Origin of the sequence: Peptoniphilus obesi ph1, from assembly GCF_000311865.1 — a bacterium.
GTDB lineage: Bacteria > Bacillota > Clostridia > Tissierellales > Peptoniphilaceae > Peptoniphilus_E > Peptoniphilus_E obesi.
This window is the reverse complement of record NZ_HE978581.1, coordinates 368,651-382,388: the sequence shown is the minus strand read 5'-3', so window position 1 is coordinate 382,388 and position 13,738 is coordinate 368,651. Positions and strand designations below refer to the sequence as shown.

Below are 13,738 nucleotides of genomic sequence, written 5' to 3'. Positions count from 1 at the left end.
TATGACAAATATGAGCATTTGAAATTGAAGATTATTAATATTAATGTTAAAATAGAGTTTTGAAAAGGAAGGATGTGCGAAATGGGGATATTTAGTAAGGTTTTTGGATCTTATAGTCAAAGAGAATTAAAAAAGATTAATCCATTGGTTGATAAAGTTATAGCATTGGATAATGAGATGCAAAAACTTAGCGATCAAGAATTAAAAGCAAAAACTCAAGAGTTTAAAGATAGATATAAAAAAGGTGAAAGCCTAGATGATTTATTAGTTGAAGCATTTGCAGTTATGAGAGAGGCTTCAGATAGAGTTTTAGGAATGAAGCATTTTAGAGTGCAAATCATTGGTGGTATAGTTTTACACCAAGGAAGAATTGCAGAAATGAAAACAGGTGAAGGTAAAACTTTAGTTGCAACCCTACCTGCTTATTTAAATGCCATTTCTGGAGACGGAGTCCATGTTGTAACAGTAAATGATTACTTAGCAGAACGTGATAAGGATTGGATGGGCAAGGTATATGAATTCTTAGGACTAAGCGTAGGCTGTATATTACACGATATGGACCAAGAAGCTAGACAAAAAGCCTACAATGCTGATATAACTTACGGAACTAACAACGAGTTTGGCTTTGATTATCTAAGAGATAACATGGTTATCTATAAAAGAGAAATGGTTCAAAGACCTCTAAACTATTGTATAGTCGACGAAGTTGACTCAATATTAATTGATGAAGCTAGAACACCACTTATTATTTCAGGTCAAGGTGATGAATCAACTGATCTATATGTAAGGGCTAAAAACTTTGTAGATAGCTTATCATTTAGGGTTAAAACAGAAGAAGAATCAAACCTAGAAAGATTTAACAGAGAATTTGAAGAAGAAACTGTTGATTTTGTTATTGATGAAAAACAAAAAACATCTACACTAACTCCAAACGGTATAGAAAAAGCAGAAAATTATTTCAATATAGATAACTTATCAGACCTTGAAAACATGGAAATATCTCACCACATCAATCAAGCTTTAAAAGCTAGAGGAAACATGAAAAAAGACATAGACTATGTTGTCGATGAAAACGGTGAAATCATAATAGTAGATGAATTTACAGGAAGACTTATGTATGGTAGACGTTACTCAGAAGGTCTACACCAAGCGATTGAAGCAAAAGAAGGACTTACAGTTAAGGCTGAATCCAAAACACTTGCAACAATAACCTTCCAAAACTATTTCAGAATGTATAAAAAACTAGCGGGTATGACAGGTACTGCTTTAACAGAAGAAGAAGAATTTAGAGATATCTACAATATAGATGTTATAGAAATCCCTACAAATAGACCTGTAATAAGAGAAGACAACAACGATGCGATCTATAAAAATGAAGATGCTAAATTTAATGCAGTTGTAGAAGAAATAAAAGAAGCTCATGCAAAAGGGCAACCAGTCCTTGTTGGTACAATTTCAATCGAAAAATCAGAACAATTATCCAAATTATTAAAAAGAGCAGGAATTAAACACAATGTACTTAATGCTAAAAAGCACGCTCAAGAATCTGAAATTGTAGCTCAAGCAGGTAGGTATAATGCAGTAACAATTGCAACAAACATGGCGGGCCGTGGTACTGATATCGTACTAGGTGGTAACCCAGGTTATATGGCAAAAGAAGACCTAAAAAGACAAGGATATGAAGATGAAGTTCTTCAACAAGTTGACTCCTACAACGAAACAGATGACCAAGAAATATTAGAAGCTAGAAAAAAATACCAAGAACTACTAGCTAAATATAAAGTAGAAACAGACGAAGAAGCTAAAAAAGTTCTAGAAGCAGGCGGACTTCACATAATTGGTACAGAAAGACACGAATCAAGAAGAATTGACAACCAATTAAGAGGTCGTTCAGGTCGTCAAGGAGACCCAGGTTCTACAAAATTCTTTATATCAGGCGACGATGATTTAATTAGACTGTTTGCTGGAGATAGGTTTAAGGCAACAATGGAAAAAATAAATGCGCCAGACGATGAACCAATCGAAGCAAAAATATTAACAAGACTTATAGAATCAGCACAAAGAAAAGTAGAAGGAAATAACTTCTCCATAAGAAAGAATGTACTTCAATATGACGATGTAATGAATAAACAAAGAGAAGTAATCTATGGAGAAAGAAGAAAAGTTCTAGAAGGCGAAGATATAAAAGATGATATCTTAGTTATGATAGAAGATGTAATTTCTAAAAATGTAGACTTCTACAATAAAATGGACCACGATAACAAACGTCATATTGACTTTGAAGGGCTTGAACAATTTGGCACAAGTGTATTTGGATTTGAAGAGGGTTTTATAGATTCAATAGACAAAAAAGATGTTGAAAGTGTTAAAGAATCTTTAACAGAAAAAGCTCTTGCTAAATATGAAGAAAAAGAAGCTGAATTTGAAAAAGATAAATTTAGAGAAGTAGAAAGAATTGTTCTACTACAAGTTGTCGATCAAAAATGGATGGACCACATAGATGCTATGGACCAACTTAGAAAAGGTATTGGTCTAAGAGCAGTAGGACAAGTAGACCCAGTTCGTGCCTACTCACAAGAAGGCTTTGATATGTTCGAAGAAATGAATGAATACATCAAAGAGGATACAGTGAAAATGCTTTTCCACGTTCAAAATCCAGACAATATGCAAAGAGTTAGGGTTGCTAAAGAAATTGAAACAGTAAACCCTGATGATGGAAAACAAAAACCTTATGTAAAAAAAGAAAAGAAAATTGGCAGAAATGATCCATGTCCATGCGGTAGCGGCAAAAAATATAAAAACTGTCACGGCAAAAGACAATAGAAAATATTTTTACGATTTGCTCTGATAAATTGAAAAAAATATTAAAAAAACATCATATTTGTTTGTTTTCAAATTAAAATTTAACAAAACGAGATAAAAGTATGAATAGAAGCACATATATACAGGTATAATAATCTTTATTATGACACACTATATATGTGCTTTTCTCATATTATACACGTTATTTTTAAATAAGATACGCTTTAGCGTGTTGCAAAAATAATAAATATATGGTAAAATTTATTAAAATTATATATAGGAGGAATTGTAATGTTTAAAAAAGTCAAAAGCCTTGCAGGACTAATCTTAGTTTTAGCATTAGTTCTAACTGGATGTGGCGAAAAAAATTCTGCTAACACATCAAAAGGCGCAGAAGCAGATAGTAGTTCATCAGGTCAAATACTTTATACTGCAAATAAATCTGAACCAGGAACATTAGACCCAGCATTAGCTCAAGGTACTCATGAATCTTGGATTTTAAATCACCTATTTACAGGTTTATTAGCTTATGATGAAGAAGGAAACCTTGTTTCAGGTATGGCTGAAATGCCAGAAATCTCTGAAGACGGTTTACACTATACTTTCAAAATTAAAGATGGTATGAAATGGTCTAATGGAGATCCTGTAACAGCAAAAGATTTTGAATTCTCATGGTTAAGAGTTCTTGATCCTGAAACAGCTTCAACATATGCTTACCAACTTTACTACGTAAAAGGTGGAGAAGCTTATAACTCAGTTGAAAAACCAGGTATTTATTATGTAAAAGATGATGCAGGTAATGATACTAAAGAAGTTGATCATGAAGTTACATACACAGATGCAGATTTAACTGGTCTTGATGTTGACGGAAAATCAGATGATGAAAAAGCTCAAGCTGTTTATGAAAAATGGCTAGCAGATGCTAGAGCTGAAGTAGGAGTTAAAGCAGTAGATGATACTACTTTAGAAGTAACACTTGAAAACCCTACTCCATACTTTAGTGACCTAACTGCTTTCTATACTTTATATCCAGTTAACCAAAAAGTAGTTGAAGAAAACCCAGACTGGGCAACAGATGCTGAAACACACGTATCAAACGGTGCTTTCAAACTACAAAGTTGGGAACATGACAGTAAGATAGAAGTTGTTAAAAACGAAAATTGGTTTAACGCTGATAAAGTTAAACTTGCAGGAATAACTTGGGATATACTTGAAGATTCAAACACTGCTTTCCAAAACTTTGATAGTGGTAAATACTGGATTGAAGTAGACCCACCTCAAGAAGTTGTAGCACAAAAATTCACTGAAGAAGATCCAATTCTTGTTATTGGTAAACAAGTAGGAACTTACTACTACAACCTAAACAATATTCCAAAAGAAAGTGAAAAGAACCCATTCACAAATGTTAATATTAGAAAAGCATTCTCTCTAGCGTTAGATAGAAAGAGCCTATGCGAAAATATTACTAAGGGTGGACAAATTCCAGCAGAAGGTATGGTACCTTATGGATTAATGGATGAAGCTGGTAAAGAATTTAGAGATGGCAGTGAAAACTTCTTAAAATTTGATCCAGAAGAAGCAAAAGCTTTATTCGAAAAAGGATTAGAAGAAGAAGGTTTAACTGTTGCAGATGTTAATGGTAAAGTTCTTCTTTACAATACAGACGAAGCACACAAAAAAATAGCACAAGCTGTACAACAAATGTGGAAACAAACTCTAGGAGTAGACGTTCAACTAGAAAATGTTGACTTCAACGTAAAACTTGCACGTGAAAAAGCTCATGACTTTGACATCAGCCGTGCTGGATGGGTTGGAGACTATTCAGATCCAATGACTATGATGGATTTATTTGTAACTGGCGGATCATTCAATGATTCAGGTTATTCAAATCCAAAATATGATGAATTAATAAAAACTGCTATTCAAAGTCCAGACCAAAAGGTTCGTATGGATTCAATGAAAGAAGCAGAAAAAATATTAATGGAAGATATGCCTATAGTTCCACTTTATTTCTATACACAACCATATTTTGTTAATGAAAATGTAAAGGGCATTTACAAACCACTTCTACAATATCCAGTATTAACTTATGCTGAGATGGCAGAATAAAAATCTTGATTAGAGGAACCCCTTTTTGGGGTTTCTTTAATTTAAGCTAGAAAGGATATGAAATGTTAAAGTTTATAACAAAAAGACTAGGAATGTCCATTCTAACAATCTTTTTTATCATAACCCTTACTTTTTTTCTAATGCATGCTGTACCAGGTAATCCTTTACAACAAGAAGGTAAAATTCCAGCGACAGTTTATCAGAATTTAAGAGTTAGATATGGGCTAGACAAATCTACAGGGGAACAATATATTATTTATTTAAAAAATATTGCTAGATTTGATTTTGGCGAAAGTATGAAATCAAAAACTGAAACAGTAAATGAAATGATTGCAAGAGGTTTTCCTGTTTCATTAAGACTAGGCTTACAAGCCTTACTATATGCAGTAATAGTTGGAGTATTGTTGGGATCTTTAGCTGCAATTTATCAAAACAAAGCACCAGATTACATATGTATGATATTTGCTTTGATAGGGATATCAGTACCTTCATTTATAATGGGTACTATTCTTATACAATTTGTTGCTAAGAATACATCTATACCAATTAGTGGATGGGGAACATTTAAGCACACTATTCTTCCGTCCATAGCTCTATGTTTAATGCCAACTGCTCAAATAGCAAGACTTATGAGATCTTCTATGTTAGAGGTATTAAACCAAGATTACATGAAGACTGCGAGAAGTAAAGGTCTTAAAAAATCAGCAGTAATTCTTAAACACGCTATAAGAAACTCTATATTACCAGTTGTTTCATCACTAGGAACAATAGCAACTGACGTACTAGTAGGATCTTTTGTAGTTGAAAAAATATTCGGTATACCAGGTCTAGGTAGATTCTTCATAAAATCTATAACAGACAGGGACTACACATTAATCATGGGAACAACAGTATTTTATGGTATAGTTTTAGTTCTTATGCTTCTTATAGTAGATATTGCTTATGTGTTTATTGATCCAAGAATTAAATTGACTGGGGGTAAAAACTGATGGATAAATTAAATAATGAAAAAATAAATTTTCAACCAAGTCCAGAAATGTTTCAACCAGTTAATAAAGATAATTTAGATGCTGAAAAGATTAGAAGACCCACCATCAATTACTGGGAAGATGTATGGAGAAGACTAAAAGCAAATAAGCTTGCTATGTCAGGTTTAGTTATCATAATTATAATGGTAATCTTTGCAATTGTTGGACCAATGATTAGACCATATAAGTACTATCAAATGGATATGATAAATACTAATATAAGTCCAAATTCACAATTTTGGTTTGGTACAGACTCTCTTGGTAGGGATTTATTTACAAGAGTAACTTATGGTGCTAGATATTCATTACTTATTGGATTTTTAGCTGCCTTTATTAATATCACTATAGGTGTATTATATGGTGGTATTGCGGGAATGAACCACGGAAAAGTGGATACAATAATGATGCGTATAGCAGAAATTATCTATGCAATCCCATACCTACTAATGGTAATCTTACTTTCAGTTGTTTTTTCAGAATCTGGTTCTGGAACATCACTTGGTGTAATAATTCTTGCCTTGACAATTTCTGGTTGGATACCAACAGCGATTTTAGTTAGAGGACAAGTTTTATCTTTAAAAGAATCGGAATATGTAATGGCTGCTAAGTCAATGGGAGCTAAGGGAAAATGGATATTATTTAAACATATCCTACCTAATACATTAGGTCCAATATTAGTAAATTTAACGCTTATAATTCCAAGAGCTATATTCTCTGAAGCTACACTTTCCTTTGTATCATTGGGATTACAAGATCCATTACCTTCACTAGGTAACTTGGCAAACTCTGGTATTGAAGTTTTAGCGATAGGACTTGGATATCAAGTGCTTATGCCAGCTATAATGATTTCATTAATTATGTTTGGCTTTAATGTTCTAGGCGATGGATTACGTGATGCTCTTGACCCAAGACTAAGAAAGTGAGGCTAGAGATGACAAATATATTAGAAGTAAAAAATTTACAGGTATCATTTAAGACTTTCTTTGGAGAAGTTGAAGCTGTAAGAGGAATATCATTTAATGTTCCTAGTTCTCAAACTGTTGCAATAGTAGGAGAATCAGGCTGTGGTAAGAGTGTTACAGCAAATTCAATAATGAAACTTCTTCCAGATCCACCAGCTTTTTATAAGGGTGGAGAAATATTATTTCAAGGTGAAGATATAATTAAAAAAACTGATAAGGAAATGAGAGCTATCAGAGGAAATGATATATCTATGGTATTTCAAGATCCTATGACTTCACTAAACCCAACAATGAAAGTTGGAAAGCAAATAATGGAAGGTCTTTTAAGACATGAAAATATTTCTCATGACGAAGCTAAGAAAAGAGCCATTAATATACTTGAAATGGTTTCAGTTCCACGTGCGTCTACCAGAATTAACCAATATCCTCATGAGTTTTCTGGAGGTATGCGTCAACGTGTTATGATTGCAATAGCAATGATAATGAAACCAAAATTACTTATTGCAGATGAGCCAACAACAGCACTTGATGTAACAGTCCAAGCTCAAATTCTTGAGTTAATGAAAAAACTTCAAAATGAATTTGGCATGAGTATAATACTTATCACTCACGACCTAGGAGTTGTAGCTGATATGAGTAATAGAGTAGAAGTAATGTATGCTGGACAAATTATGGAAGAAGGATCAACAAATGAAATATTCTATAATACAAAGCATCCATACACTAAAAAATTATTAGCTTCATTACCTAAATTAGAAATGGATAGAAATGATAAACTTCATTCTATAAAGGGAACTCCTCCAGATTTATATATACCACCTAAGGGATGTCCATTCTACGAAAGATGCGATCAAGCTATGCGCGTATGTAAAGATAATGTTCCTCCTATAACCGAACATGATCCAGGACATTTATGCAGGTGTTGGTTATACCATGAATTTGGTCCAGAAGGAGGTAAAAATGCGTAGAGAAGTAGATAAAACAAAAACTCCTTTAATAAGTGCAAGAAATATAAAAAAATATTTTAATGTAAAAGAAGGCACCTTAAAAGCAGTAGATAATATAAGTTTTGATATATATGCAGGGGAGACATTTGGATTAGTTGGTGAATCTGGTTGTGGTAAGTCTACAACAGGTAGAACAATTACTAAGCTTTTGGAACCAACTGGCGGAGAAATGTTTTTTGATGGAAAAGATATTTTCAAAGTTAGTCAAAATGAACTAAGACAAATGAGAAAAGATTTTCAGTTTATTTTCCAAGATCCATATGCATCACTTGACCCACGTATGACTGTCGAAGAAATTATAGCTGAACCTTTAGAAATATATCATATGTGCAAAGACTCAAAAGAAAAACAAGAAAGAGTTTTTGAATTATTAAGACTAGTAGGTTTATCAGAAGAACATGCTTCTAGATTTCCACATGAGTTCTCTGGAGGACAGAGACAACGTGTTGGTGTTGCTAGAGCTTTAGCTGTAAAGCCTAAATTTATAGTTTGTGATGAACCTATATCTGCACTAGATGTATCTATACAAGCACAGGTTATAAATATTCTTATAGAATTACAAGAAAAGATGAATCTGACTTACTTATTTATAGCTCACGATTTATCAATGGTAAAATATATATCAGACAGAGTTGGAGTAATGTATTTAGGAAATATGATGGAAGTTGCAAGTTCTGATGAACTATATGCAAATCCTCTACATCCTTATACAATAGCATTATTATCTGCTATACCAATTCCTGATCCAAAAATACAAAGAGAAAAACACAGAATTATTCTAAAAGGAGAGGTACCAAGTCCGATTGATCCACCAGATGCATGTCCATTTGCTGATAGGTGTTCTAAAGTTCAAGATATTTGTAGACAATCAAAGCCTGAATTTATAGAAGTAGAAAAAGATCACTTTGTTGCCTGCCATTTAGTTAAGTAAAACAAAATAATATCAAATAATATTAAAACCCTTTATTTTAAATAAATAATTTTTAAGATAAGGGGTATATTTTTATTGTAGTCAAGAATAATAATTCATATATTATTGATTAATTGATAAATGTTTTAAGGAGGTAAGTATGTTATACAAAACAAAAAAAGAACATGAAGATCTGAGAAAAGCTGTCAGAGAATTTGCTGAAACAGAAGTAAAACCTATCGCTTTTCAATTAGATCAAAATGACGAATTCCCTGATGAAATTGTTAAAAAGATGGGAGAAAATGGTTGGATGGGTCTTCCATATCCAAAAGAATATGGCGGAGCTGGAAAAGATGTTCTATCTTATGCAATAGCAGTAGAAGAGCTATCTAGAATTGATGGTGGTACAGGTGTTATTTTATCTGCACATACATCATTAGGATCTTATCCAATTGAAGCTTTTGGTACAGAAAAACAAAAGGAAAAATATTTAACTAAGCTTGCTTCAGGTAAAGCTATTGGTGCATTTGGTTTAACAGAACCAGACGCAGGTAGTGATGCTTCTGGCACAAAAACAGTAGCTGAACTTGATGGAGACTATTATATCTTAAATGGTAATAAAATATTCATAACAAATGCTCCTAAAGCTGATTTTTATGTAGTATTTGCTGTTACAACTCCAGGAATTGGAACTCATGGTATTTCAGCATTTATAGTTGAAAAAGGATGGGAAGGATTCACATTCGGAGATCCATATGACAAGATGGGTATTAGATCATCTTCAACAGCAGAATTAAACTTTAACAATGTTAAAGTTCCTAAAGAAAACCTACTTGGCCAAGAAGGACAAGGATTTAGAATAGCAATGCAAACACTTGATGGTGGTCGTATTGGTATAGCATCTCAAGCACTAGGTATTGCTCAAGGAGCATATGAAGTTGCTTTAAAATATGCAAAAGAAAGAATCCAATTTGGTAGACCAATTGCTCAACAACAAGCAATTTCATTTAAATTAGCTGATATGGCAACAAAAATTAGAGCTGCAAGATTTTTAGTTTATTCAGCTGCAGAAATGAAACAAAATCATGAAAACTATGGTATGGAAGCTGCAATGGCTAAACAATATGCATCCGATATAGCTCTTGAAGTTGTTAATGATGCACTTCAAATCCACGGTGGTAATGGATTCTTAAAGGGCATGGAAGTAGAAAGATTCTACAGAGATGCTAAGATAACTACTATTTATGAAGGAACTAATGAAATTCAAAGAGTAGTAATTGCATCTAACATAATTGGTAAAATGCCAAAAAGTAAAAAGGCTAGACAAGTAGTTGGAAAAAAGCAAGGACCTATAACAGGAGATAGAAAAAGACATATAATCCAAGCAGATACTGCACAAGAAGCAGTTGATGAATTAGTAGAATGCTTAAAGAAAGATGGATATGATTTTTCAGTAGGTATTGATATAGATACTCCAATTGTAGATGCTGAAAGAGTAGTTTCAATTGGTAAAGGTATTAAAGGAGAAGAAAACTTAGAAGTAGCTAAAAATTTAGCTCACGCTGCAGGAGCTGCACTAGGATGTTCTAGACCAGTTGCAGAAAATATGAAACTTCTACCTCTTGAAAGATATGTTGGTATGTCTGGACAAAAATTCAAGGGTAACCTTTATATAGCTTGTGGTATTTCAGGCGCATCTCAACACTTAAAGGGTATCAAAGATGCATCTACTATAGTTGCTATAAATACAAATGCTGGAGCTCATATATTTAAGAATGCTGACTATGGCATTGTTGGTGATATGCATGAAATTATGCCATTATTAGCAGAAGCTCTAGGAACTGGCGAAAAGAAACCAGCACCTCCAATGAAAAAAGTTAGAAGATCTAAACCTAGAAAATTAGCTCCAACTTATGGAGTTTATGTATGTCCTGGATGTGGATACGAATATGATCCAAATGTAGGAGATATAGAAGGCGAAATTGATCCAGGCACAACTTTTGAAAATCTACCAGATAGTTGGCAATGTCCTGAATGTCAAGAAGACAAAGAAAACTTCATCCAAGAAGATTTTCCAGCAGATAGAAAGTAAGAGGAGGTAAATTATGTATACTGTTAGAAAAGTTACTGACGACCTCTATTGGGTAGGGGGAAATGATCATAGATTAGAATTATTTGAAAATATATTCCCAATACCAAGAGGTGTTTCATACAATTCATACCTATTATTAGACGAAAAAACTGTACTTTTTGATACAGTTGACTGGTCAATAGCACGTGAATTAGTAAAAAATGTTAAAGATGTTCTAGGTGATAGAGATCTTGATTATTTAGTAGTTCATCATATGGAACCAGACCATGGTGGATCTCTAGAAGAAATTTTAATGAGATATCCAAATGTAAAAATTATTTCAAGCGAACAAGGCTTTGATTTCATGAGACAATTTGGATTTAATAAAGTTGATGAACATGAACAAATTATAGTAAAAGAAGGAGACACTTACTCATTTGGTAAACATAATTTTGCTTTTGTTGAAGCACCAATGGTTCACTGGCCAGAAGTTATCCTAAGCTATGATACTACTGATAAAGTATTATTCTCAGCAGATGCTTTTGGTACTTTCGGAGCTTTAGATGGAAAATTATTTAATGATGAAGTAAACTTCGATAGAGACTGGCTTGATGATGCTAGAAGATACTATACAAATATAGTTGGTAAATATGGACCATTCGTTCAAGATGTTCTTAAAAAAGCTAGCACATTAGATATAAAATATATTTGTCCACTACATGGACCAGTTTGGAGATCTGATTTAGGATACCTAATCGATAAATACGACAAATGGTCAAGCTATGTTCCTGAAGAAGAAGGCGTTATGATTGCTTATGCATCAATGTATGGAAATACAGAATACGCTGCAGAAGCTTTAGCAGGACAACTATGCGAAAAAGGCATGACAAATGTTGTAGTACACGATGTATCTAAGACAGATATTTCTGAATTGATTTCAGATACTTTTAAATATTCTCATATAGTACTTGCTTCAGTAACTTACAACCTAGGAATCTATCCAAATATGAAAGATTTCATAAATGATATGGTTGCATTAAATGTTCAAAACAGAACAATAGCAATCGTTGAAAATGGTTCTTGGGCTTGTACAGTTGGTGATAAGATGCAAGACGTCATAGATGAAGAATTAAAACTTTGTGACGTTTTAAACGACAGAGTTACAATCAATAGTTCACTTAACAAGGCTAACGAAAATGATATGCACGGACTTGTTGATGCTATAATTGATTCTATGAAGAAAAATAGAGAACTACAAGAAAAATTAAATAGCTAATAATTATTTAATTATGCCGATCCCAATTTATTTTGGGGTCGGTTTTTTGTTGCCTTTTTTAGATTTATTATTTAGGTTTGGAAAAGTGTGTTAAAAATAATTTATAAATATAAAAAATTATTTTTGAAATTAAAGATAATTATGAGTATCAAATAAGTATTAAAAATATATTTAAAATTAGTAGATTAGAAAGCTAAGTATTAAAATTTATATAAACATTTAAAATTATTAAATCATAAATATAAGTATTAAAAATTTATATAGATATTTTGAATTGATAAATTAGAAAAATAAGTAATGAAAGTTTTAGCACTAATTAAGTGATTTAGAAATTCTAAAGAATTATTAGGATATAAATAAGTTTTCATAATATATAGGTTATAGATAAATAAGTTTTATATTCTTAAATCTTAGCTTTAGAAAAGCATGTTTAAATTTATCTTGTATTGACAAAAGTATTATTTAGGAGCATTATAGTTCTAAATAGAACAAAAAGGAGTTTTAATATGTATTTTTGGGACCAACATAAAAATATTACATCTTATTATGAATTTTTAAGTAAATCTTTATGCGATAAGTATCAACTAAGGCAGATGGATTACGATACTTTGATGTTTTTATATAATAATCCGAATTATAATACTGCTGCTGATATTGTGAAAGTTAGGAAAGTTACTAAGTCTCATCTTTCTATTTCGCTTAAATATCTTGAAGAAAAGGGACTTATAGCTAGAAAACAAAGCCAGGATAATAAAAAACAGTTTGAAATTTTTCTTTTAGACAAGGCAAAAGATATTGCCCAAGAAGGAATAAATCTGCAAGGAGAATTTATGAAAAATATGTTTGAAGGAATCACGGAAGAAGAAATGGAAATTTTTAAAAATGTTTTTGATAAAATTTGTAAAAATGCTGATAGGCTTTTAAAAATTCAAAAATGAAAGGAGTTAAGTATGTTTAAGGTAAAGAAAAGAACTCTTTTACTAATCGCTGGTATTGTTTGGTTGATAGCTGGTTTTAATGTGGCTAGACTTGGAATTATATCCTATAAGCTAATTGATCCAGAATGGTATTTATATATTCTTAGTCTTGTTATTTTTTTATTGTTTGGAAGAATGTTTTTTAAGATGAGCAGAAAACATACAAAAAGAATAGTAAGATATGAAGAATATAGACCTTTTTGGAATTTTTTTGATTGCAAGGCTTATATGATTATGGCTTTTATGATGGGAGGAGGGATTGCCCTAAGATCTTCTGGTCTTGTTTCCGATTTCTTTATTGCTTTTTTCTACACAGGACTTGGCTGTGCATTAGGACTTGCAGGAGTTATTTTTATTAAAAACTATGTATCATATGAAAAAATTTTAGAAAGAGAGTTTGCTTAATTACTAGTAAAAATAAAAAATAAATGTAGTAAATATTTTTGGAATTATATTTGATATTTTGTATATCTTGAAGAAATTTTTGTCTGTTAAAAATATAGGAAAAATATTTTTTAAAAGATTTAGCAAAGCTTTTGCTAAAAGTGGCAAGAAAGTATGCAAAGAATTTTCTATTAATTGTTTGCTTGATAATT

At 32.0% G+C, this 13,738-nt stretch carries 10 protein-coding genes; all 10 read left to right on the top strand.

Annotated features, from left to right (window positions below):
- The first annotated feature begins 81 nt into the window (after window positions 1–81).
- The 10 genes from secA (at window position 82) to HGPB_RS05555 (ending at window position 13,547) form a co-directional block, all read left to right on the top strand.
- On the top strand, window positions 82–2,823 hold the full coding sequence (gene secA, locus HGPB_RS05600) for a preprotein translocase subunit SecA (protein ID WP_019132731.1): 2,742 nt from the start codon (window positions 82–84) through the stop codon (window positions 2,821–2,823).
- Between the two features lie 270 nt (window positions 2,824–3,093).
- On the top strand, window positions 3,094–4,911 hold the full coding sequence (locus HGPB_RS05595) for a peptide ABC transporter substrate-binding protein (RefSeq protein WP_019132730.1): 1,818 nt from the start codon (window positions 3,094–3,096) through the stop codon (window positions 4,909–4,911).
- A gap of 62 nt (window positions 4,912–4,973) precedes the next feature.
- Entirely contained in the window at window positions 4,974–5,900 is a 927-nt protein-coding gene (locus tag HGPB_RS05590) for an ABC transporter permease (protein WP_019132729.1), read from the top strand.
- Window positions 5,900–6,862: an ABC transporter permease gene (locus tag HGPB_RS05585; RefSeq protein WP_019132728.1), complete on the top strand. Its 963-nt coding sequence runs from the start codon at window positions 5,900–5,902 to the stop codon at window positions 6,860–6,862. The genes HGPB_RS05590 and HGPB_RS05585 overlap by 1 nt, the downstream gene beginning before the upstream one ends.
- A gap of 8 nt (window positions 6,863–6,870) precedes the next feature.
- On the top strand, window positions 6,871–7,869 hold the full coding sequence (locus HGPB_RS05580; protein ID WP_019132727.1) for an ABC transporter ATP-binding protein: 999 nt from the start codon (window positions 6,871–6,873) through the stop codon (window positions 7,867–7,869).
- Window positions 7,862–8,839, top strand: coding sequence for an ABC transporter ATP-binding protein (locus tag HGPB_RS05575; protein WP_019132726.1), 978 nt, complete (start codon window positions 7,862–7,864; stop codon window positions 8,837–8,839). The genes HGPB_RS05580 and HGPB_RS05575 overlap by 8 nt, the downstream gene beginning before the upstream one ends.
- 139 nt (window positions 8,840–8,978) lie before the next feature.
- Window positions 8,979–10,910, top strand: a complete 1,932-nt coding sequence (locus tag HGPB_RS08630) for an acyl-CoA dehydrogenase family protein (RefSeq protein WP_019132725.1) — start codon at window positions 8,979–8,981, stop codon at window positions 10,908–10,910.
- A gap of 13 nt (window positions 10,911–10,923) precedes the next feature.
- Complete coding sequence (locus HGPB_RS05565) at window positions 10,924–12,165, top strand: FprA family A-type flavoprotein (RefSeq protein WP_019132724.1); 1,242 nt, start codon at window positions 10,924–10,926, stop codon at window positions 12,163–12,165.
- A 506-nt stretch (window positions 12,166–12,671) separates the two neighbouring features.
- Entirely contained in the window at window positions 12,672–13,103 is a 432-nt protein-coding gene (locus HGPB_RS05560; RefSeq protein ID WP_019132723.1) for a MarR family winged helix-turn-helix transcriptional regulator, read from the top strand.
- 12 nt (window positions 13,104–13,115) lie between these two features.
- Window positions 13,116–13,547 (top strand): hypothetical protein, encoded by a 432-nt coding sequence (locus tag HGPB_RS05555; RefSeq protein ID WP_019132722.1) that lies wholly within the window; start codon window positions 13,116–13,118, stop codon window positions 13,545–13,547.
- Window positions 13,548–13,738 lie beyond the last annotated feature (191 nt).